The 25,522-nt window shown below is 73.0% G+C and carries 2 protein-coding genes (both cut by a window edge); both read left to right on the top strand.

Annotation, left to right across the window (positions count from 1 at the left end):
• Window positions 1-22,388: the 3' portion of a type I polyketide synthase gene (locus tag AC6F7H_RS00600; RefSeq protein WP_500754536.1), read on the top strand. It extends 9,073 nt beyond the left edge of the window; 22,388 of the gene's 31,461 nt are visible here — the last part of the coding sequence; its start codon lies off the left edge, out of view; the stop codon is at window positions 22,386-22,388.
• Window positions 22,378-25,522 carry the 5' end (the start) of a type I polyketide synthase gene (locus AC6F7H_RS00595; protein WP_500754534.1) on the top strand. Its footprint extends 25,187 nt past the window's final position, so 3,145 of the gene's 28,332 nt are visible here — the first part of the coding sequence; its start codon is at window positions 22,378-22,380; its stop codon lies beyond the right edge, outside the window. Before AC6F7H_RS00600 ends, AC6F7H_RS00595 begins: the two co-directional genes overlap by 11 nt.

Genomic DNA, 25,522 nt, shown 5'->3' with positions numbered 1-25,522 from the left:
TCACCCGGGTGACGGTGCTGTTGCAGGCGCTGGGTGATGCCGGGGTGGACGCGCCGTTGTGGGTGCTCACGCGGGGTGCAATCGCCGTGGGTGCGTCGGACCGGGTGCTGGATCCGGTGCAGGCCGCGGTGTGGGGTCTGGGCCGGGTCGCGGCGCTGGAGTTCCCGCAGCGCTGGGGCGGCCTGATCGACCTGCCCGAGACCCTGGACACTCGTGCGTCCGGCCGCCTCGCGGCCGTCCTGGCCACCGGTGACGGTGAGGACCAGACCGCCGTGCGTGGCTCCGGTGTCTACGGCCGGCGCCTGGTCCGGGCAGCGGCGACCGATGCGGTGGGCGAGGGATGGCAGCCCTCGGGCACCGTGCTGGTCACCGGTGGTACCGGGGCGCTGGGCGCCGAGGTGGCACGCTGGCTGGCGGGCCGGGGTGTGCCGCATCTGCTGCTGACCAGCCGCCGCGGGACCGCCCCGGACGGCCTGGTCGAGGAACTCGCCGCACTGGGTGCCCGGGTGACCGTGGCCGCGTGCGATGTCGCCGACCGGGATGGGCTGGCCGAGGTCATCGCCGGTGTTCCGGCAGATGTTCCGCTCACCGGTGTGGTGCATGCGGCCGGTGTCGGGGACGCGCAGCTGCTGGAGGCCGCCGACCGGGACACCACGGCGGCGGTGATCGGCGCGAAGATCGACGGGGTCGCCCACCTGGAGGCCCTGACCACCCATCTTCCGCTCGACCTGTTCGTCGTCTTCTCCTCCGGCGCCGCGGTGTGGGGCGGTGCGGGTCAGGGCGCCTACGCCGCGGCGAACGCGTTCCTCGACGCCTGGGCCGCCGGGCGCCGTGACCGCGGCCTGCCCGCCACGTCCGTGGCCTGGGGCCCCTGGGACGGTGCCGGCATGGCCGTCCAGGGCGAGACCCAGCAGCTCCTGCGCCGGCGCGGCATGGCCCCGATGAACCCCGAACTCGCCGTGCGCACCCTCGCGGCAGCCGTCGACGCCGGCGAGTCGGGACTGACCGTCGCCGACATCGACTGGCCCACGTTCACGGCCTCGTTCACCGCCATCCGCCCCAGCCGGCTCCTCGCCGACCTGCCCGAAGCCACCACCCCGGACACACCGACATCGGCCGACGACGACACCGCGAGCCTGCGACGACAAGTCGAAGAAGCCCCGGCCGCGCAGCGCCGGCAGGTGGTGCTGGACGTCGTGCGCACCCACGCCGCGGCCGTCCTCGGGCACGCGGACGGGGAGTCCGTGGAAGCCGGCCGGGCCTTCCGCGACCTCGGCTTCGACTCCCTGATGGCGGTCGAGGTCCGCAACCGTCTCCAGTCGGTCACCGGACTCAGGCTGCCCGCCACCCTCGTCTTCGACCACCCCACCCCCCTGGTCCTGACCGACTTCCTCCTCACCGAACTCTCCGACATCGCCCCCGGCACAGCGTCGCAGGCCCGGCCGGTGGCGGTGGCCGTGGACGAGCCGGTCGCGATCGTCGGCATGGCCTGCCGCTTCCCCGGCTCGGTGACCTCGGCCCAGTCCCTGTGGGACCTGGTCGCCGACGCGGGCGACGCGGTGGGGCCGTTCCCCACCGACCGTGGCTGGCCCGCGGGCATCGCCGGCCGGGGCGCGTTCCTCGACCACGCCGACGCGTTCGACGCCGACCTGTTCGGCATCAGCCCCCGCGAAGCCCTCGCCATGGACCCCCAGCAACGCCTGCTGCTGGAAACCGCCTGGGAAGCCTTCGAGTCCGCCGCCCTCGACCCGGCCGGACTGCGCGGCACCGCCACCGGCGTATTCGTCGGCGGCACCACCTCCGGCTACGGCACCGGCACCCAGATCCCGCAGGGCGCCGAAGGCCACCTGCTCACCGGCAACGCGACCAGCGTCATGTCCGGCCGCGTCTCCTACGCCTTCGGCCTCGAAGGCCCCGCCGTCACCGTCGACACCGCCTGCTCCTCCTCCCTGGTCGCCCTGCACCTGGCGGCGCAGGCCCTGCGGACCGGCGAGTGCGACCTGGCCCTGGCCGGCGGCGTCACCGTCATGGCCAACCCCGGCGTGTTCGCCGAGTTCGACCGCCAGGGCGGACTGGCCTCCGACGGCCGCTGCAAAGCCTTCGCCGATTCCTCCGACGGCATGGGCTGGGGCGAGGGCGTCGGCCTGCTGCTGGTCGAACGCCTCTCGGACGCAGAACGTCGCGGACACCGCGTGCTCGCCGTGGTGCGGGGCAGCGCGATCAACCAGGACGGCGCCTCCAACGGCCTGTCGGCGCCGAACGGGCCCGCGCAGCAGCGGGTCATCAGCCAGGCGCTGGCCAACGCCGACCTGACCGGTGCGGACATCGACGTGGTCGAGGCCCACGGCACCGGCACCCGCCTCGGCGACCCGATCGAGGCCCAGGCACTGCTGGCGACCTACGGCCAGGACCGCGCCGGCAGGGAGCCGTTGTGGATCGGCTCGGTCAAGTCGAACATCGCCCACACCCAGGCCGCCGCCGGCGTCGCCGGCGTCATCAAGATGGTCATGGCCCTGCGCCACGGCCTGCTGCCCGCCACCCTCCACATCGACGAACCCACCACCCAGGTCGACTGGACCGCCGGCGGGGTCGAACTCCTCACCCAGGCACGCCCCTGGCCCGAGAACGACGACCGGCCTCGGCGGGCAGGTGTGTCCTCGTTCGGTATCAGCGGCACCAACGCCCACATCATCCTCGAACAGGCACCCGCACCCGAGCCGGTCTCGGATGTGACGAAGCAGCAGACGCCCAGCCTGGTGCCGTGGCTCGTCTCGGCCAAGTCCGACACCGCCCTGCGCGCACAGATCGCAAGCCTCAGATCGTTCGTCGCCGACCAGCCCGAACTGGACCCGGTCGACGTGGCCTGGTCGCTCGCCACCACACGGACCGCACTGGAGCACCGTGCGGTGCTCCACGGCGACGCCACCCTCAGCAGCGGTGTCGCAGGCGAAGGCAAGACGGCGTTCCTGTTCACCGGCCAGGGCTCCCAGCGCGCCGGCATGGGCCTGGGGCTCTACCAGGCGTTCCCCGTCTACGCCGAGGCCTTCGACGCCGTCTGCGCCCGCCTCGACGTCCGCCTGGAGCGGCCGCTGCGCGAGGTCCTGACCGACGGCATCGACCTCGACCACACGATGTGGGCACAGGCCGGCCTCTTCGCCCTCGAAGTCGCCCTCTACCGCCTGATCGAAGCGTGGGGCATCACCCCCGACGTGCTCCTCGGCCACTCCCTCGGGGAGATCAGCGCCGCCCATGTCGCGGGCATCCTCGACCTCGACGACGCGTGCGTGCTGGTGGCCGAGCGCGGCCGCCTCATGCAGGCGCTGCCCGCGGGCGGCGGCATGCTCGCCGTCCAGGCCACCGAGGCCGACGTCGCCGACTCCGGCCTCGACATCGCCGCCGTCAACGGCCCCAACTCCGTCGTCCTCTCCGGCACCACCGAAGCCATCGCACACTACGCCGCCCAGTGCGCCGAGCGCGGCTGGAAGTCCACCGTCCTGTCGGTGTCGCACGCCTTCCACTCGGCCCTGATGGAACCGATGCTGGACGCGTTCGCGGCCGTGCTGGACGGGCTGACGTTCCACCCGGCCCGGATCCCGGTGGTGTCGAACCTGACGGGTGCGGTGGCCGAGCCGGGTGCCATGCAGCAGCCGGGGTACTGGCTGCACCAGGTCCGCCAGGCGGTCCGTTTCGCGGACGGTGTGGCGGCGCTCGACGCGATGGGCGTGACCCGCTATCTGGAGCTGGGCCCGGACGGTGTGCTGTCCGGCATGGCCCAGGACACCGCCAGCGGTGCCGTGTTCGTCCCCGTGCTGCGCAAGGACCGCGACGAGGCCGGCACCGCGCTGACCGCCGTGAGCCGCCTGTGGACCTGCGGCGCGGAGGTCGGCTGGCGCGCGGTGTTCGCCGGCTGGGGCGGCCGGACGGTCGACCTGCCCACCTACCCCTTCCAGCGACAGCGGTACTGGCCCGAGCCGATCGCCGCACCCACCGGCGGCGAGGTGGCCGAGACCGGATTCTGGGACGCGGTCGAACGCGAAGACCTCCAGCAACTGGCCACCGAACTCGAACTCACCGAACCCCCGGCCTCCCTGGGCCAGGTCCTGCCCGTGCTCGCCACCTGGCGACGCCGCCGACGCGAACGCTCCGTGATCGACTCCTGGCGCTACCAGGTCGCCTGGAAACCCCTCACCACCCTCCCCACCACACCCACCCTCACCGGCACATGGATCCTCGCCACCACCGGCGACCCCACCACCACCGCCACCGTCGCCACCATCACGGCCGCTCTCACCGGAGCCGGTGCCACCGTCCTCACCCTCCCCCTCGACACCCCCCACGACAACGCCACGGCCACCCGCCACGAACGGAAAGCGGCACTCGAACACCTCGCCGCCCAGGCCCCCGACCTGTCCGGCATCCTGCTCCTCGCCGACACCCTCACCAGCCGGCCCGCACACGACGGCATCCCCGCACCCCTCGCCGGCGTGCTGACCCTGCTCCAGGCACTCACCGACACCCACCTCACCGCCCCCCTGTGGGTGACCACCCGCGGCGCCGTGTCCACCACGGCATCGGACCCGCTGACCAACCCGGCCCAGGCCACCATCTGGGGCATGGGCCGCGTCGCCGCACTCGAGGCACCCCACGTCTGGGGCGGCCTCATCGACCTCCCCGCAACAACCGACACCCACCCCACAACCGACACGAACACGGCCGCCCGCCTCGTCGGCGTCCTCGCCGACGGCCGCGAGGACCAGGTCGCCGTCCGCGACTTCGGGGTCCACGGCCGGCGCGTCCTGCACGCCCCGCCCACCACACCGCCCACCACCCCGTGGACCCCCACCGGCACCGTCCTGATCACCGGCGGCACCGGCGCCCTCGGCACCGTCGTGGCCCGCTGGCTCGCCCACCGCGGCACCCCCCACCTGGTCCTCACCAGCCGCAGCGGCAACGCCCCCGACGGCCTGACCGAGGAACTCGCCCGCCTCGGCACCCAGGTCACCGTCGCCGCCTGCGACGTCACCGACCGCGACGCCCTCACCGAAGTCATCGCCCGCATCCCCACCCACACACCACTGACCGGCATCGTGCACGCCGCCGGCGTCGGGACTCCCGAGAAGCTGGACCTCACCGGTCTGGACGCCGTGGGGGAGGTGCTCGCGAGCAAGGTCACCGGCACAGCGCATCTCGACGAGCTCACCGCCCACCTGCCGATCGACCTCTTCGTCGTCTTCTCGTCGATCGCCGCCACCTGGGGCAGCGGCGGCCAGGCCGCCTACGCGGCCGGCAACGCCTTCCTCGACGCCTGGATCCGGCACCGCCACGACCGCGGACTCCCCGGCACATCCGTGGCCTGGGGCCCCTGGGCCGAGGTGGGCATGGCCACCGAGGGCGAGACGGGGGAGTACCTGCGGCGGCACGGGCTGCACACGATGGATCCGGAGCTCGCGATGCGGGCACTGGCCCAGGCGATCGACGGAAAATTGGACACGCTGACGGTGGCCGACGTCGACTGGCCCACCTTCCTGCCCGCCTTCACCTCGGCACGGCGCAGTGCGCTGCTCGGCGACCTGCCCGAGGCGGCCGCCCTGGCCGACACCGCCCCGGGCGGCGCTCCCGGCGCGGAGTCGCCGCTGCGTGAGAAGCTGATGGCCGTTTCCGAGGTCCGGCGGCAGGAGATGCTGCTGGCCCTGGTGCGGGAGCAGGCTTCGAGCGTGCTGGGGCACTCCGGCGCGGAGGCGGTGGAGCCCGGGCGGGCGTTCCGTGATCTGGGCTTCGACTCGCTGATGGCGGTCGAACTGCGCAACCTGCTGTCCTCGCACACCGGGACGACTCTGCCCGCGACGCTGGCGTTCGACTACCCCACGCCGCGAGTGCTGGCGGAGTACCTCCAGGCCCAGCTTCTCGGCGCGGACCGGCCCGCGGAAATGGTGCCGGCCCGGGCGGGCGCGGCCGACGAGCCGATCGCGATCGTGGGCATGGCCTGCCGCTACCCGGGTGGAGTCGACTCGCCGGAGCGGTTGTGGGACCTGGTCGCCGGCGGGACGGACGGCATGTCGGTGTTCCCGGCGGACCGCGGCTGGCCGGCCGATGTGGCCGAGGCGGCCGGTGGCATGGGCGGGTTCGTCCATGACGCGGCCGGGTTCGACGCGGGCCTGTTCGGGATCTCGCCGCGTGAGGCGCTCGCCATGGACCCGCAGCAGCGGCTGCTGCTGGAGGCCGCGTGGGAGACGTTCGAGTCGGCGGGAATGGACCCGCGTGCGCAACGAGGCCGCAGCGTGGGCGTGTTCGCCGGCGCGTCCTCGTCCGGATACGGCTACGGCGGTGTCCCAGGATCCGACGGTCACCTGCTGACCGGTACGGCGAACAGCGTGATCTCCGGCCGGGTGGCGTACGCGTTCGGACTCGAGGGTCCGGCGGCCACGATCGACACGGCGTGTTCGTCGTCGCTGGTCGCCCTGCACTGGGCGGCACAGGCACTTCGGGGGGGCGAGTGCGACCTGGCGCTGGCGAGCGGCGTGACCGTGATGGCCACGGCGAACGTGTTCACCGAGTTCGACCGGCAGGACGGGCTCGCGACGGACGGCCGGTGCAAGTCGTTCGCCTCGGCGGCCGACGGGACCGGCTGGGCCGAGGGCGTCGGTGTCCTGATGCTGGAGCGGTTGTCGGATGCTGAGCGCAACGGGCACAAGATCCTCGCGGTGGTGCGCGGCAGTGCCGTCAACCAGGACGGTGCGTCCAACGGTCTGACGGCGCCGAACGGGCCCTCGCAGCAGCGGGTGATCCGCCAGGCGCTGGCGAACGCCCGGCTTTCCGGCGTCGATGTCGATGTCGTCGAGGCGCATGGCACCGGCACCCGGCTGGGTGACCCGATCGAGGCGCAGGCGCTGCTGGCGACCTACGGCCAGGAGCGCGGCGAGGCCGGCGAGCCCCTGTGGCTGGGGTCGGTGAAGTCCAACATCGGTCACACGCAGGCGGCCGCGGGTGTCGCGGGCGTGATCAAGATGGTGATGGCGATGCGGCACGGCGTGCTGCCCGCCACGCTGCACGTCGACGAGCCGTCGCCGCAGGTGGACTGGTCCGCCGGCGCGGTGGAACTGCTGACGGAGGCGCGTGCCTGGCCCGCGGTGGACCGTCCGCGCCGCGCGGGCGTGTCGTCGTTCGGGATCAGCGGCACGAACGCCCACGTCATCCTCGAACAGGCACCGGAAGCGGAGCCGGCACTGGAGCCCGCCCCGATCGACCTGCAGACGTGGACCCCGCAGGCGGTCCCGTGGGTGGTGTCGGCGAAGTCCGAGCCCGCGCTGCGGGCTCAGGTGGAGCGGCTGAGGTCGTTCGTGGCGGAGCGGCCGGAGCTGGATCCGGTGGACGTCGGCTGGTCGCTGGCGACGACCCGGGCCGGGCTGGAGCACCGTGCGGTGCTGGCGGGGGACACGACGCTCGCCGAGGGCGTGGCGGCCGAGGGCCGGACCGCGTTCCTGTTCACCGGCCAGGGCTCGCAGCGTGCCGGCATGGGGCTGGGGCTCTACGAGGCGTTCCCCGTCTTCGCCGAGGCCTTCGACGCGGTGTGCGCGCGCCTCGATGCCCGCCTGGAGCGCCCGCTGCGGGAGGTCCTGACCGACGGCGTGGACCTCGACCACACGATGTGGGCGCAGGCGGGCCTCTTCGCCCTCGAAGTCGCCCTGTACCGGCTCGTCGAAGCGTGGGGCGTGACCCCCGACGTGCTCCTCGGCCACTCGCTGGGCGAGATCAGCGCCGCCCACGTCGCCGGGATCCTCGACCTCGACGACGCGTGTGTGCTGGTGGCGGAGCGGGGCCGGCTGATGCAGGCGCTGCCCGCGGGCGGCGGCATGCTGGCCGTGCAGGCGACCGAGGCCGAGGTCGCCGGCTCCGGTCTGGACGTCGCGGCCGTCAACGGCCCCAACTCCGTCGTCCTGTCGGGCGACTCGGACGCGATCGAGCGGTATGCCGCCGAGTGCGCCGAGCGCGGCGTGCGGGTGCGGGTGCTGTCGGTGTCGCACGCGTTCCACTCGGCGCTGATGGAGCCGATGCTGGACGAGTTCGCGGCGGTGCTGGACGGCCTCACGTTCAACCCGGCGCGGATCCCGGTCGTGTCGAACGTGACGGGTGCGGTGGCCGAGCCGGGTGCCATGCAGCAGCCGGGGTACTGGCTGCGTCAGGTGCGGCAGGCGGTGCGGTTCGCCGACGGTGTCGCCACGCTCGACGCGATGGGCGTGACCCGCTATCTGGAGCTGGGTCCGGACGGTGTGCTGTCGGGCATGGCCCAGGAGACCGCCAGCGGTGCCGTGTTCGTGCCTGTGCTGCGCAAGGACCGGGACGAGGCCGGCACCGCGCTGACCGCCGTGAGTCGTCTGTGGGCCTGTGGTGTCGGGGTCGGCTGGTCTGCGGTGTTCGCCGGCTGGGGCGGCCGGGTGGTGGATCTGCCGACGTATGCCTTCCAGCGCGAGCGCTACTGGTCGCAGCCGGGTGTCACCGGCGCGGACGCGGGTGCACTGGGCATCCAGGGCGCCGAGCACGCGCTGCTGGGCTCCGTGGTGGCCCTGGCCGAGGGCGACGGGACTGTGCTGACCGGTCTGCTGTCTGTGGACGCCCAGCCCTGGCTGGCCGACCATGTGGTGTCGGGGCATGTGGTGGTGCCCGGCACCGCACTGGTGGAGATGGTGCTGCGCGCCGGCCAGGAGGTCGACTGCGGTCTGCTGCGGGAGCTGGTGCTGCGGGCTCCGTTGGTGCTGCCGGAGTCCGGTGGTGTGCAGGTCCAGGTCCGGGTCGAGGGCCCGGATGCCTCGGGCGACCGGCCGGTGCATGTCCATGCCCGTGCCGAGGGCGCGGCCGAGTGGACGCTGCACGCGTCCGGTTCGCTGGCGGAGCAGGCCGCATCGGGGGCGGGCTTCGAGCTGAGTGTGTGGCCTCCGCGGGGTGCGCAGGCGGTGGACGTCGACGGCTTCTACGCGGCGCTGGCCGGTGCGGGCTTCGGCTACGGTCCGGCGTTCCAGGGCGTCCAGGCGGCCTGGCGGGACGCTTCCGGTGTCTACGCCGAGGTCACATTCGCGGAGTCGGTGGACGGGTTCGGTATCCACCCCGCCCTCTTCGACGCGGCCCTGCACCCCTCCGGGCTGGTCCCGAGCGCCGACACCGAAGCGAGTGGGCCGCGGTTGCCGTTCGCGTGGTCGGGGGTGGAGCTGTTCGCGGTCGGCGCGACCGCGCTGCGGGTGGCGATCCGTCCCGAGGGCGAGGGCTTCACCGTGCAGGCGGCGGACGGCACGGGTGCGCCGGTCGCTCTCGTGCGTGCGCTGGTGTCGCGGGCGGTGTCGGCGGAGCAGCTGTCGGCGGCCGGGCAGGCGGCGGACGACGCGCTGTTCGCGGTGGAATGGGTGCCGGTTCCGGTATCACCTGGGATCACCGCTGTCACCGAAGAGGACTCGGCGGAGGCTGCGGCGTGGACGGTGCTGCCGGCCGGTGACGGTCCGGTGGAGCAGGTCCTCGGTGAGGTGCTGCACGGTGTGCAGGAGTGGCTGGCGGACGAGAGCACGTTCGGCTCGCGTCTGGCGGTCGTGACCCGGGGCGCGATGCCCGCGGGTGCTGGCGTCGTCGTGGACCCGGTGGGTGCGGCGGTGTGGGGTCTGGTGCGCTCGGCGCAGTCGGAGCACCCGGACCGGATCGTGCTCGTCGACACCGACCCGGCATCTGAGGAACGGCTCGACCTGGCCCTCCTGGCCGGACTCGACGAGCCGCAGGTCGCCCTCCGTGACGGTGCGCTGCTGGCACCCCGCCTGATGCGCGCCGGAGGCAGCGGACTGGTACTGCCCGACGACACCTGGCGCCTTCTGCCCGGCACCGACGGCACGCTGGAGTCCCTCCACGTCGCCGCCGCCGACGTGCAGGAGCCGGGCCCCGGCCAGGTGCGGGTCGAGATCCGTGCCGCGGGCGTGAACTTCCGGGACGTGCTCCTGGGCCTGGGCATGTATCCGGAACCCGGAACCATGGGCTCCGAGGCGGCCGGCGTGGTCGTGGAGACCGGTCCCGGCGTCGGCGACCTTGCCGTCGGGGACCGGGTCTTCGGGTTCTTCGACGGCGGATTCGCCACCGACGCCGTCACCGACCGCCGTCTGGTGGTCCGGGTGCCCGAGGGCTGGTCGTGGGCGCAGGCGGCAGCGGTGCCGCTGGTGTTCGCCACGGCCTGGTACGGACTGCGGGACCTGGCCCAGGTCAAGGCCGGTGAATCCGTCCTGATCCACGCGGCCGCCGGCGGTGTCGGCATGGCCGCCGTGCAACTGGCCCGTCACTGGGGCCTGGAGGTGTACGCCACCGCCAGTCCCGCCAAGTGGCCCACCGTCATCGCCGGCGGAGTCGACCCCTCACGCATCGCCTCCTCCCGCGACCTCGACTTCGAAGACCGGATCCGGACCGCGACCGGCGGCAGGGGTGTCGACGTCGTGCTGAACTCGCTTGCGGGCGAGTTCCTCGACGCCTCCCTCAGGCTGCTGGCCCCCGGCGGCCGGTTCGTCGAGATGGGCAAGACCGACCTCCGGGCCGGCCTCGACGTCCCGTACTACCCGTTCGACCTCACCGACGCAGGTCCCGAGCGTATGGGCCGCATCCTGGCCGAGGTCGTCGCCCTGTTCGAGGCGGGTGTGCTCGCACCGCTGCCGTTGACCGTGTGGGACGTGCGTGAAGCGGTCACCGCCTGGCGCCACATGGCCCAGGCCAAGCACACCGGCAAGAACGTCCTCTCCCTCCCCGTCCGCCCCAACCCCGACGGCACGGTGCTGATCACCGGCGGCACCGGAACCCTCGGCGGGCTCCTCGCCCGCCACCTGGTCACCGAGCACGGCACGAGGAACCTGCTCCTGCTGTCCCGCCAGGGCCCCGGCGCCCCCGGCGCGGCCGACCTCGTCGAGGAACTCGCCGAACTCGGCGCCCGCGCCCGCATCGTGGCCTGCGACGCGGCCGACCGCGACGCCCTCGCCACCGTCCTCGACGCCATCCCCGCCGAGACCCCGCTCACCGGCGTCGTCCACGCCGCCGGCGTCCTCGACGACGGTGTCTTCACCGGGCTGACCCAGGAGCGTCTGGACACCGTCCTGCGCGCCAAGGCCACCGCCGCGTCGAACCTGGACGAGCTGACCCGCGGCAGCGACCTCGCCATGTTCGTGCTCTACTCCTCCGCGTCGGCGACCTTCGGCACCCCCGGCCAGGCCAACTACGCGGCCGCCAACGCCTACCTCGACGCCCTCGCGATCCGCCGCCGCGCACACGGCCTGCCCGGTCTCTCGCTGGGCTGGGACATGTGGCAGCAGGCCAGTGCGATGACCGGTCATCTTGAGGACCAGCTCGCGCGCGGGCTGGCCACCGAGCAGGCGCTCGCCCTCTTCGACACCGCACTGCGACGCTCTGCGGCACACCTGGTGCCGGCCAATCTTGACCTTGCTGCGGTGCGTGCGGCCGGTGAGGTGCCCGCGCTGCTGCGCGGCCTGGTGTCGGGCCGGGTGCGGCGTGCGGTCGCGCAGGAGTCCGTGGCCGGTCTGGCGCTGGTGCAGCGGCTGCGGTCCGTCCCCGAGGCCCAGCGGCACCAGATGCTGCTGGAGCTGGTGCGCGGCAGCGCCGCGACGGTCCTGGGCCACGGTTCGACCGACGCGGTCGGTGAGCGTCAGGCGTTCAAGGACCTGGGCTTCGACTCGCTCACCGCCGTCGAACTGCGCAACCGGCTGACCGCCGCCACCGGCCTGCGGCTGTCCGCGACGCTGGCGTTCGACTACCCCACCCCGACCGTGCTGAGCGACTACTTGGCCCAGCAGTTCTTCGGCGAGTCGGAGGCGATCGCAGAGTCGGCCCGTCAGCTCACGTCGGACGTGAGCGATGAGCCGCTGGCGATCGTGGGAATGGCCTGCCGTTTCCCGGGGGAGGTCGTGTCCCCCGAGCAGCTGTGGGACATGGTCGCCGACGGGAGGGACGGCATCTCGCCGTTCCCCCTCGACCGTGGCTGGCCGAGCGAGGCGCTCGCTGACATGACGCGACTTGGTGGGTTCGTCCACGGTGTGGACGGCTTCGACGCCGGACTCTTCGAGATCAGCCCTCGTGAGGCGCTGGCGATGGACCCGCAGCAGCGGCTGCTGCTGGAGGCCGCCTGGGAGACGTTCGAGTCGGCCGGAATGGACCCACGGTCGTTCCGTGGCCGGAGCGTCGGCGTGTTCGCCGGCGCCGCCTCGTCCGGCTACGGCGCGGCGGGGATCCCGGGTGCCGAAGGACACATGCTGACCGGTACCGCGAGCAGTGTGATCTCAGGGCGGGTTTCCTACGCGTTCGGGCTGGAGGGCCCGGCGGTGACGGTGGACACCGCGTGTTCGTCGTCGCTGGTGGCGTTGCATCTGGCGGGTCAGGCGCTGCGGTCGGGTGAGTGCGACATGGCGCTGGCCGGTGGTGTGACGGTGATGGCCACACCGGGCGCGTTCATCGAGTTCGACCGGCAGGACGGGCTGGCCGGCGACGGCCGGTGCAAGGCGTTCTCCTCGGCGGCCGACGGGACCGGCTGGTCCGAGGGCGTCGGCCTGGTGATGCTGGAGCGGTTGTCGGACGCGGAGCGCAACGGGCACACGATCCTCGCGGTGGTGCGGGGCAGCGCGATCAACCAGGACGGTGCGTCGAACGGTCTGACGGCGCCGAACGGGCCCTCGCAGCAGCGGGTGATCCGCCAGGCGCTGGCGAATGCCCGGCTGACGGGTGCGGACGTGGATGTCGTGGAGGCGCACGGCACCGGTACGCGTCTCGGGGATCCGATCGAGGCGCAGGCGCTGCTGGCGACCTACGGCCGCGAACGCGGTGAGGCCGGTGAGCCGTTGTGGCTGGGCTCGGTGAAGTCGAACATCGGTCACACGCAGTCCGCCGCGGGTGTCGCGGGTGTGATCAAGATGGTGATGGCGCTGCGGCACGGGATGCTGCCGGCGACGTTGCACGTGGACGAGCCGTCGGCGGAGGTGGACTGGTCGGCGGGTGCGGTGGAGCTGCTGACCGAGGCGCGGGCCTGGCCCGCGGTGGAGCGTCCGCGGCGTGCGGCGGTGTCCTCGTTCGGCATGTCGGGCACGAACGCGCACGTGATCCTGGAGCAGGCCCCGCAGCCGGAGGCCTCGGTCTCTCCTGTTTCGGATTCTGGTGTGTCGGCGTGGGTGGTGTCGGCGAAGTCCGAGGCCGCGCTGCGGGCGCAGGTGGAGCGGCTGGCCTCGTTCGTCGCGGAGCGTCCCGGGCTGGACCCGGCGGACGTGGGCTGGTCGCTGGCGACGACGCGGGCCGCGCTGGAGCACCGTGCGGTGGTCGTGGGGGAGGGCCGGGAGGAGCTGCTGGCCGGGCTGTCCGTGGCCACCTCGGCCGTTGCGGGTGCCGGTGGTGTGGTGTTCGTGTTCCCGGGTCAGGGCTCGCAGTGGGTGGGCATGGCGCGGGAGTTGTGGGATGCCTCGCCGGTGTTCCGGGAGCGGCTGACCGAGTGCGAGACCGCGCTGGCCCCGTTTGTGGACTGGTCGCTGACCGATGTGCTGCTGCGGGACGGGGACCTGGACCGGGTGGATGTGGTCCAGCCGGTGCTGTGGGCGGTGATGGTCGCCCTGGCGGAGGTGTGGCGTTCGGCGGGTGTGGTGCCGTCCGCGGTGGTGGGGCACTCGCAGGGTGAGATCGCCGCGGCGTGTGTGGCGGGCCGGCTGTCGCTGGAGGACGCGGCGCGGGTGGTGGCGCTGCGCTCGCAGGCCTTGGTGGCGGTGGCCGGGGGCGGGGGCATGGTGTCCGTGGCGGCCGGCCGGGAAGCGGTCGAGGGCCTGCTGCCGGGCACGGTGTCGGTGGCCGCGGTGAACGGTCCGTCCTCCACCGTGGTCTCCGGCGACGCCGAGTCCCTCGACTCGTTCATGGCCGCGTGCGAACGCCAGGGCATCCGCACGCGCCGCGTTCCGGTGGACTACGCGTCGCACTCGCCGGAGATGGACCGGCTCCGGGAGCGGATCCTGGCCGACCTGGCCGACCTGTCCCCGGCCACCGGCACGGTTCCGATGATCTCCACCCTGACCGGCGAGAGCGTCGACGGTGGACTGGACGCCCGGTACTGGTTCGACAACCTGCGCTCCACCGTCGAGTTCGAGACCGCGGTCCGTGCCCTCCTCGGACAGGGGATGCGCACCTTCGTCGAGGTCAGCGCCCACCCGGTGCTCACCGTCGGCATCGAGGAGACCATCGACGCGACCGGGGCCGACGCCGTGGTGCTGGGCACCCTGCGACGCGGTGAGGGCGGCATGCACCGCCTCCTGACGTCCCTCGGCGAGGCATGGGCCACCGGCGTGGACGTGAACTGGTCCGCGCTGCTCACCGGCCGCCAGGTCGCTTTGCCGACCTACGCGTTCCAGCACCAGCGGTACTGGCCGCAGTCGGTGCCGGGTGGGAGCGGTCAGTTCGCCTCTGGACATGCATTGTTGGGGACCTCGGTCTCGTTGGCCGAGGGCGCCGGCAGTCTTCTGACCGGTCTGCTGTCTGTGGACGCCCAGCCCTGGCTGGCCGATCATGTGGTGTCGGGGCATGTGGTGGTGCCCGGCACCGCACTGGTGGAGATGGTGCTGCGCGCCGGCCAGGAGGTCGACTGCGGTCTGCTGCGGGAGCTGGTCCTGCGCGCGCCGCTGGTGCTGCCCGAGTCCGGTGGTGTGCAGGTCCAGATCCGGGTCGAGGGCCCGGATGCCTCGGGCGACCGGCCGGTGCATGTCCATGCCCGTGCCGAGGGCGCGGCCGAATGGACGCTGCACGCGTCCGGTTCGCTGGCGGAGCAGGCCGCATCGGGGGCGGGCTTCGAGCTGAGTGTGTGGCCTCCGCGGGGTGCGCAGGCGGTGGACGTCGACGGCTTCTACGCGGCGCTGGCCGGTGCGGGCTTCGGTTACGGTCCGGCGTTCCAGGGGGTGCGGGCGGCCTGGCGGGACGCTTCCGGTGTCTACGCCGAGGTCACATTCGCGGAGTCGGTGGACGGGTTCGGTATCCACCCCGCCCTCTTCGACGCGGCCCTGCACCCCTCCGGGCTGGTCCCGAGCGCCGACGCCGAAGCGAGTGGGCCGCGGTTGCCGTTCGCGTGGTCGGGGGTGGAGCTGTTCGCGGTCGGCGCGACCGCGCTGCGGGTGGCGATCCGTCCCGAGGGCGAGGGCTTCACCGTGCAGGCGGCGGACGGCACGGGTGCGCCGGTCGCTCTCGTGCGTGCGCTGGTGTCGCGGGCGGTGTCGGCGGAGCAGCTGTCGGCGGCCGGGCAGGCGGCGGACGACGCGCTGTTCGCGGTGGAATGGGTGCCGGTTCCGGTATCACCTGGGATCACCGCTGTCACCGAAGAGGACTCGGCGGAGGCTGCGGCGTGGACGGTGCTGCCGGCCGGTGACGGTCCGGTGGAGCAGGTCCTCGGTGAGGTGCTGCACGGTGTGCAGGAGTGGCTGGCGGACGAGAGCACGTTCGGCTCGCGTCTGGCGGTCGTGACCCGGGGCGCGATGCCCGCGGGTGCTGGCGTCGTCGTGGACCCGGTGGGTGCGGCGGTGTGGGGTCTGGTGCGCTCGGCGCAGTCGGAGCACCCGGACCGGATCGTGCTCGTCGACACCGACCCGGCATCTGAGGAACGGCTCGACCTGGCCCTCTTGGCCGGACTCGACGAGCCGCAGGTGGCCCTCCGTGACGGTGTGCTGCTGGCACCCCGCCTGATGCGCGCCGGAGGCAGCGGACTGGTACTGCCGGACGGCACCTGGCGCCTTCTGCCCGGGACGGACGGCACGCTGGAGTCCCTCCACCTTGAGGCGGCCGGCTCGCTGCCTCTGGAGTCCGGCCAGGTGCGGGTCGAGATCCGTGCGGCGGGTGTGAACTTCCGGGACGTGCTCCTGGGCCTGGGCATGTATCCGGAACCCGGAACCATGGGCTCCGAGGCGGCCGGCGTGGTCGTGGAGACCGGTCCCGGTGTCGGCGACCTTGCCGTCGGGGACCGGGTCTTCGGCTTCTTCGACGGTGGGTTCGCCGACGAGGCGGTGGCGGGCCGGGAACTGCTCGTGAAGGTTCCGTCGGGCTGGTCGTGGGCGCAGGCGGCGGCGGTGCCGCTGGTGTTCGCCACGGCCTGGTACGGGCTGCGGGACCTGGCCCAGGTCAAGGCCGGTGAATCCGTGCTGATCCACGCGGCCGCCGGCGGTGTCGGCATGGCCGCCGTGCAACTGGCCCGTCACTGGGGCCTGGAGGTGTACGCCACCGCCAGTCCCGCCAAGTGGCCCACCGTCATCGCCGGCGGAGTCGACCCCTCACGGATCGCCTCCTCCCGCGACCTCGACTTCGAAGACCGGATCCGGACCGCGACCGGCGGCAGGGGTGTCGACGTCGTGCTGAACTCGCTTGCGGGCGAGTTCCTCGACGCCTCCCTCAGGCTGCTGGCCCCCGGCGGCCGGTTCGTCGAGATGGGCAAGACCGACATCCGGGCCGGCCTCGACGTCCCGTACTACCCGTTCGACCTGTCGGATGCGGGTCCCGAGGGGATGGGCCGCATCCTGGCCGAGGTCGTCGCCCTCTTCGAACAGGGCTCCCTCCAGCCGCTGCCGTTGACCGTGTGGGACGTGCGTGAAGCGGTCACCGCCTGGCGCCACATGGCCCAGGCCAAGCACACCGGCAAGAACGTCCTCTCCCTCCCCGTCCGCCCGAACCCCGACGGCACGGTGCTGATCACCGGCGGCACCGGAACCCTCGGCGGGCTCCTCGCCCGCCACCTGGTCACCGAGCACGGCACGAGGAACCTGCTCCTGCTGTCCCGCCAGGGCCCCGGCGCCCCCGGCGCGGCCGACCTCGTCGAGGAACTCGCCGAACTCGGCGCCCGCGCCCGCATCGTGGCCTGCGACGCGGCCGACCGTGATGCCCTCGCCACCGTCCTCGACGCCATCCCCGCCGAGGTTCCGCTCACCGGCGTCGTCCACGCCGCGGGTGTCCTCGACGACGGCATCGTCACCGCGCTGACCCAGGAGCGTCTGGACACCGTCCTGCGCGCCAAGGCCACCGCCGCGTCGAACCTGGACGAGCTGACCCGCGGCAGCGATCTCGCCATGTTCGTGCTCTACTCCTCGGCGTCGGCGACCTTCGGCACCCCGGGCCAGGCCAACTACGCGGCCGCCAACGCCTACCTCGACGCCCTCGCGATCCGCCGCCGCGCACACGGCCTGCCCGGCCTCTCCCTCGCCTGGGGCATGTGGCAGCAGGCCAGTGCGATGACCGGTCATCTTGAGGACCAGCTCGCGCGCGGGCTGGCCACCGAGCAGGCACTCGCCCTCTTCGACACCGCCCTCAACCGCCCCACAGCACACCTGATACCGGTCAGCCTCGACCTTGCTGCCGTGCGTGCGGCCGGTGAGGTGCCCGCGCTGCTGCGCGGCCTGGTGTCGGGCCGGGTGCGGCGTGCGGTCGCGCAGGAGTCCGTCGCCGGCCTGGCACTCGCCCAGCGGCTGCGGTCCGTCCCCGAGGCCCAGCGGCACCAGATGCTGCTGGAGCTGGTGCGCGGCAGCGCCGCGACGGTCCTGGGCCACGGTTCGACCGACGCGGTCGGTGAGCGTCAGGCGTTCAAGGACCTGGGCTTCGACTCGCTCACCGCCGTCGAACTGCGCAACCGGCTGACCGCCGCCACCGGCCTGCGGCTGCCCGCGACGCTGGTGTTCGACTACCCCACCCCGACCGTGCTGAGCGTCTACCTGGCCCAGCAGTTCTTCGGAGCCGACGAGCCGGTGCCGACGGCGCCGGCCCGGGTCGTGCCGCTCGACGAGCCGCTGGCGATCGTGGGCATGGCCTGCCGGTTCCCGGGGGAGGTCACGTCTCCCGACCAGCTGTGGGAGCTGGTCACTGGCGGAGTGGACGGTATGTCCGCCTTCCCGTCAAATCGCGGCTGGCCGGCCGAGGTGCCCGGCGGTGCCGCCGGCCTGGGTGGGTTCGTGCACGACGTGGACCGGTTCGACGCCGCCTTGTTCAACATCTCGCCGCGTGAGGCCGTCGCCATGGACCCGCAGCAGCGCTTGCTGCTGGAGGCCGCGTGGGAGACGTTCGAGTCGGCCGGAATGGACCCGCGTTCCCTGCGGGGTCGCAGCGTGGGTGTCTTCGCCGGAGCGTCGTCGTCCGGGTACAGCGTCCCCGGAACGCTGGGGGCGGACGGTCATCTGCTGACCGGCAACGCGCCGAGTGTGATCTCCGGGCGCGTCGCCTACGTGTTCGGGTTGGAAGGCCCTGCCGTCACAGTGGACACCGCTTGCTCCTCCTCCCTGGTGGCGTTGCACTGGGCGGGGCAGGCGCTCCGGGCCGGTGAGTGCGAACTCGCTCTCGTCGGCGGTGTGACGGTGATGGCCACACCGGGCATGTTCGCCGAGTTCGACCGGCAGGACGGACTGGCCGCGGACGGCCGCTGCAAGTCGTTCGCGGCTGCCGCGGACGGGACGGGCTGGGGCGAAGGCGTCGGTACGGTGCTGGTGGAGCGGCTGTCCGACGCGCAACGCAACGGGCACAAGATCCTCGCGGTGGTGCGCGGCAGTGCCGTCAACCAGGACGGTGCGTCCAACGGTCTGACGGCGCCGAACGGGCCGTCCCAGCAGCGGGTGATCCGCCAGGCCCTGGCCAACGCCCGGCTCACCGGTGCCGACATCGACGTGGTCGAGGCCCATGGCACCGGCACCCGTCTCGGCGACCCGATCGAGGCGCAGGCGCTCCTGGCGACCTACGGTCAGGAGCGGGGCGAGACCGGTGAGCCGCTGTGGCTCGGCTCGCTGAAGTCGAACATCGGTCATACACAGGTGGCCGCGGGTGCGGCCGGTGTGATCAAGATGGTCATGGCGCTGCGGCACGGCGTGCTGCCCGCGACGCTGCACGTGGACGAGCCGTCGCCGCAGGTGGACTGGTCGGCCGGTGCGGTGGAACTGCTCACCGAGGCGCGTCCCTGGCCCGAGTCGGACCGTCCGCGCCGCGCGGGCGTCTCGTCCTTCGGCATCAGCGGCACCAACGCCCACGTCATCCTCGAACAGGCTCCGGAATCGGAGCCCGAGCCGGTTCCGGTCGCCGCGCCGCGACAGGCACCGGGCTTGGTGCCGTGGCTGGTGTCGGCGAAGTCCGAGACCGCGTTGCGGGCACAGGCCGAGCGGCTGACATCGTTCGTGGCGGGGCGGCCGGAGCTGGATCCGGTGGACGTCGGCTGGTCGCTGGCGACGACCCGGGCCGCGCTGGAGCACCGTACGGTGCTGGCCCCTGACGGGGAAGTGCTCGCCGCGGGCAGGGCCGCTGACGGCCGGACCGCGTTTCTCTTCACCGGCCAGGGCTCGCAGCGTGCCGGCATGGGGCTGGGGCTGTACGAGGCGTTCCCCGTCTACGCCGAGGCCTTCGACGCCGTGTGCGCGCGGCTTGACGTCCGGCTGGAGCGTCCGCTGCGCGACGTCCTGACCGACGGTGTCGACCTGGACCGCACGATGTGGGCGCAGGCCGGTCTCTTCGCCCTCGAAGTCGCCCTGTTCCGGCTGGTGGAGTCGTGGGGCGTGACCCCCGACGTGCTCCTCGGTCACTCCCTGGGCGAGATCGTCGCCGCACATGTGGCCGGGATCCTCGACCTGGACGACGCGTGCGTGCTGGTGGCCGAGCGGGGCCGCCTGATGCAGGCGCTGCCCGCGGGCGGCGGCATGCTCGCCGTCCAGGCGTCCGAGGCGGATGTCGCCGGCTCCGGCCTGGACATCGCCGCCGTCAACGGCCCGAACTCCGTCGTCCTCTCCGGCACCACCGAAGCCATCGCACGCTACGCCGCCCAGTGCGCCGAGCGTGGCCTGCGGTTCAACGTCCTGTCGGTGTCGCACGCCTTCCACTCGGCCCTGATGGAACCGATGCTGGACGAGTTCGCGACCGTGCTGGACGGTCTGACCTTCCACCCGGCCCGGATTCCGATCGTGTCCAACGTGACGAGCGCGGTGGCCGAACCCGGTCTGATGCAGGAGCCCCGCTACTGGCTGAACCAGCTTCGGCAGGCCGTCCGCTTCGCCGACGGCCTCGCGGCCGCCGCGGAACTCGGTGTGAGCCGCTGCGTCGAGCTCGGCCCTGACGCGGTCCTGTCCGCCATGGCGCAAGAGGCCTGGAGCGAGGCGGAGTTCGTCTCCCTCCTGCGCAAGGACCGTGAGGAGACCGACACCGTGCTCACGGCGGCCGGTCGACTCTGGGTGTCCGGAGTCGAGGTCGACTGGACGGCGGTGTACGCCGGTTGGGGCGGGCAGGTGGTCGATCTGCCCACCTACGCGTTCCAGCGTGAGCGCTACTGGCCGGAGCTTTCGGCCACGGCTGCCGCGGGCGGTGGCGGTGATCCGATCGATGCCGCCTTCTGGGACGCGGTGGAACGTGAGGACCTGACGGAACTCGCCGGTCTGGAGTCGGCCCTGCCGGCACTGTCCGCCTGGCGGCGGCGCCACCGGGAACGCTCGACGCTGGACTCGTGGCGTTACCGCGTCACCTGGCAGCCGCTGGACGGCCTGCCCGAGACGGCGGTGCTGTCCGGTATCTGGGCGGTCGTGGGCACCGAGGACCCGGAGGTGTCCGCCGCGTTGGAGGCCGCGGGCGCGACCGTGGTCGGCCTGCCCGTCGAGGAGGTGCCGGGACTGCCTGGCCTGGCGGGTGTCGTCCTGTCCGCGTCCGGGTGGGCGGAGACGCTGGCCGTGGTGCAGTCACTGGCCGGGGTGCACGCACCGCTGTGGGTGGTGACGCGCGGCGCCGTGTCGGTCGGTGATGCGGACGGGCTCGGCGATCCGGATCTGGCGGCGGTGTGGGGTATGGGCCGGGTCGCTGCCCTGGAGCTGCCGCAGCGTTGGGGCGGTCTCGTCGACCTGCCGGCCGAGCTGGACGCGCGGGCCGGTGAGCTTCTCGCGGGTGTCCTGGCCGCCGATGCGGCCGGCGGCGGTGAGGATCAGGTCGCGGTCCGTGGGACCGGGGTGTTCGGGCGTCGGCTGGAGCGTGCGGTGCCTGGCGGTGTGCCGGCCACGCCGTGGGACCCGGACCCGTCGGGCAGCGTGCTGGTCACGGGCGGCACCGGTGCGCTGGGTGCGGAGGTGGCGCGCTGGCTGGCGGGCCGGGGTGTGCCGCATCTGGTGCTGACCAGCCGCGGCGGCATCGCGCCGGAGGGTCTGGTCGAGGAATTGTCCGGGCTGGGGGCGCAGGTCACGGTCGCGGCCTGCGATGTGGCCGACCGGGATGCCCTGGCGGCGGTGATCGCCGGTGTTCCGGAGCAGTGGCCGCTCACCGGCATCGTGCACGCGGCCGGTCTCGACCTCCCGCAGCGGATCGAGGAAGCCACCCCCGAGACCTTCGCGACGGTGCTCCGCGCGAAGGTCGACGGGACCCGTTACCTCGACGAACTCACCGCCGGGATGCCGATCGGTCTGTTCGTGGTGTTCTCGTCGATCGCCGCGACCTGGGGCAGTGGCAGTCAGAGTGCGTACGCGGCGGGCAACGCCTTCCTCGACGCCTGGGTCCAGCACCGCCACGACCGCGGACTCCCCGGCACATCCATCGCCTGGGGCCCCTGGGCCGGAGCCGGCATGGCCACGGACCCGGAAGCTGCCGGGAGCCTGCGCCGGCGCGGGCTGACCCCGATGGAACCGGACCTGGCGATCCGCGCCCTGGCCCAGGCGGTCGACCACGGCGACAGCGGCCTCACCGTCGCCGACGTCGACTGGACACGCTTCGCCGAAGCCTTCACCCTCCTGCGGCCCAGCCCGCTGCTCCACGAGTTCACCGCGACGTCCGAAGACCCGGCCGCCGGAGCGACTCCTGCCGACGAAACGGAGGAGAACACCGGTGCCGAGTTGCGGGACCGGTTGGCGGACGCCCCGGCCGCACAGCGTCAACGGATCCTGCTGGACATGGTCCGGTCCACGGCCGCGACCGTCCTGCGACACCGCGATCCGCATGCGATCGGAGCGGGCGAGGCGTTCAAGGACCTCGGGTTCGACTCCCTCATGGCAGTCGAGTTCCGCGATCACCTCAACCGGCTGACAGGCTTGCGCTTCCCGGTGAGCCTCGTCTTCAACTTCCGTTCGCTGCAGGCGGTGGCCGACCTGCTCCTCACCGAGCTGATGCCGGAACCCACCGCACCGGACGACCCCGTGTCCGACTCCCGTGACGCCGAGATCCGCGGTGTCCTCGCCGCGATCCCGATCGAGCGGCTGCGGGAAGCCGGACTCGTGGACACCTTGCTGAAACTGGCGGAACCCACAGACGCCGTCGAGCAGTCCTCGACCGAGAGACTCGACTCGCTGGACGACCTGGACGCCGAAGCCCTCATCGAAATCGCGCTCGACGCCGCACGGCACGAAGCCAGTTCTGGAGAAACCAATGACCGCTGACTCGGCCGACAAGCGAATCGTCGAAGCGCTGCGGGTCTCCCTCAAGGAAGCCGAGCGGCTCCGCACCCAGAACCGGGAGATCCTGGCCGCGAACAGCGAGCCGATCGCCATCGTCGCCATGAGCTGCCGGCTCCCCGGCGATGTCGCGGGCCCCGACGAGTTCTGGCAACTGGTGAGCACAGGCACCGACGCCATCACGGACTTCCCCGCCCACCGCGGCTGGGAACAATCCGAGCGGGACCAGGGACCCGAGACCTATGCGCCCAGGGGCGGCTTCGTCCACGACGCCGACCTTTTCGACGCCGACCTGTTCGGCATCAGCCCGCGCGAGGCGCTCGCCATGGACCCGCAGCAGCGGCTGCTGCTGGAGTCCGCGTGGGAGGCGTTCGAAACCGCGGGCGTCGACCCGCGCTCACTCGCGGGCACGCCCACCGGAGTGTTCATCGGGGCTTCGCCCTCCGGCTACGGCCTGATCGACCAGGGCTCCGAGGACGCCGAGTCGTTCGCCCTGACCGGGGGCGCCAGCAGCGTCCTGTCGGGCCGCGTGTCCTACGTCTTCGGCCTCGAAGGCCCCGCGGTGACCGTGGACACGGCGTGCTCCTCGTCGCTGGTCGCCCTCCACCTCGCCGCGCAGGCACTCCGCCAGGGCGAGTGCCGCATGGCCTTGGTCGGCGGAGTCGCCGTGATGGCGACCCCCGGCTCGTTCAGCGCCTTCGCCAAGCAGGGCGGTCTCGCCTCGGACGGCCGGTGCAAGTCGTTCGCCACGGCGGCCGACGGCACCGGCTGGTCCGAGGGCGTCGGCGTCCTGCTGGTGGAGCGTCTGTCGGACGCCCGCCGCAACGGGCACAAGATCCTCGCCGTGGTGCGGGGCAGCGCGATCAACCAGGACGGCGCCTCCAACGGCCTGTCCGCCCCGAACGGCCCCGCGCAGCAGCGGGTGATCCGCCAGGCCCTCGCCAACGCCCGGCTGACGGGCGCAGACATCGACGTGGTCGAGGCGCACGGCACCGGCACACGGCTCGGCGACCCGATCGAGGCGGAGGCACTCCAGCTCACCTACGGCCGGAGCCGGGGCGAGAGCGGCGAACCGCTGTGGCTGGGGTCGGTCAAGTCGAACATCGGGCACGCCCAGTCCGCGGCCGGTGTCGCGGGCGTGATCAAGATGGTCATGGCGATGCGGCACGGCGTGCTGCCCGCGACGCTGCACGTCGACGAGCCGTCGCAGCACGTGGACTGGTCGTTGGGCGCGGTCGAGCTGCTGACCGAGTCCCGTCCGTGGCCGATGGTGGAGCGTCCGCGGCGTGCGGCGGTGTCGTCCTTCGGCATCAGCGGCACGAACGCGCATGTGATCCTGGAGCAGGCCCCGGAGTTGGAGCCGGTGGCGGCCGCCGAGCCTTCGGTGGTGCGCCCCGGGTTGGTGCCGTGGGTGGTGTCGGCGAAGTCCGAGCCCGCGTTGCGGGCTCAGGTGGAGCGGCTGAGGTCGTTCGTGGCGGGGCGGCCGGAGCTGGATCCGGTGGACGTCGGCTGGTCGCTGGCCACCACTCGGGCTCCGCTGGAGCATCGTGCGGTGCTGGCAGGGGACACGACGCTCGCCGAGGGCGTGGCGGCCGAGGGCCGGACCGCGTTCCTGTTCACCGGCCAGGGCTCGCAGCGCGCGGGCATGGGCCTGGGGCTCTACGAGGCGTTCCCGGTCTTCGCCGAGGCCTTCGACGCGGTGTGCGCCCGCCTCGACGTCCGGCTGGAGCGCCCGCTGCGCGAGGTCCTGACCGACGGCATCGACCTGGACCACACGATGTGGGCACAGGCCGGCCTCTTCGCCCTCGAAGTCGCCCTGTACCGCCTGGTCGAGTCGTGGGGCGTGACCCCCGACGTGCTCCTCGGCCACTCCCTGGGCGAGATCAGCGCCGCCCACGTCGCGGGCATCCTCGACCTCGACGACGCCTGCACCCTGGTCGCCGAGCGGGGCCGGCTGATGCAGGCGCTGCCCGCGGGCGGCGGCATGCTGGCCGTGCAGGCGACCGAGGCCGAGGTCGCCGGCTCCGGTCTGGACGTCGCGGCCGTCAACGGCCCCAACTCCGTCGTCCTGTCGGGCGACTCGGACGCGATCGAGCGGTATGCCGCCGAGTGCGCCGAGCGCGGCGTGCGGGTGCGGGTGCTGTCGGTGTCGCACGCGTTCCACTCGGCGCTGATGGAGCCGATGCTGGACGCGTTCGCAACCGTGCTGGACGGCCTGACCTTCCACCCGGCGCGGATCCCGGTGGTGTCGAACGTGACGGGTGCGGTGGCCGAGCCGGGTGCCATGCAGCAGCCGGGGTACTGGCTGCGTCAGGTGCGGCAGGCGGTGCGGTTCGCCGACGGTGTCGCCACGCTCGAGGCGATGGGCGTGACGCGGTATGTGGAGCTGGGTCCGGACGGTGTGCTGTCGGGCATGGCCCAGGAGACGGTCTCCGACGCCGTGTTCGTGCCTGTGCTGCGCAAGGACCGGGACGAGGCCGGCAGTGCGCTGACCGCCGTGAGTCGTCTGTGGGCCTGTGGTGTCGGGGTCGGCTGGTCTGCGGTGTTCGCCGGCTGGGGCGGTCGGGTGGTGGATCTGCCGACGTATGCCTTCCAGCGGGAGCGGTTCTGGCCGGAGCTGTCGGCGGTGGCCGCTGCGGGCGGTGGTGGGGATCTGGTCGATGCCGCGTTCTGGGACGCGGTGGAACGCGAGGACCTGTCCGAGCTGGCGGGTCTGGAGTCGGCCCTGCCGGCACTGGCGGAGTGGCGGCGGCGTCACCGGGAGCGTTCGACGCTCGACTCGTGGCGTTACCGGGTCATGTGGAAGCCGCTGGACGGCCTGCCGCAGGCGGGAGTGCTGTCGGGGGTGTGGGCGGTTGTCGGCGCCGGGGATCCGGCGGTGTCCGCGGCCCTGTCGGCGGCGGGCGCGACCGTGGTCGGTGTGGAAGCCGCAGAGGTGCCGGGACTGCCCGACCTGGCGGGTGTCGTCCTGGCCCCGTCGGGGTGGGTGGAGACACTGGCCGTGGTGCAGGCGCTGGCCGGGGTGGACGCGCCGTTGTGGGTGCTGACCCGGGGCGCGGTGTCGGTGGGCGGCTCGGACCGGCTGACTGATCCGGACCTGGCGGCGGTGTGGGGCATGG

The organism is Streptomyces sp. MMS24-W38, assembly GCF_059889265.1.
The sequence above is the reverse complement of the archived record's forward strand: the minus strand, read 5'-3'. Positions and strand labels throughout refer to the sequence as shown.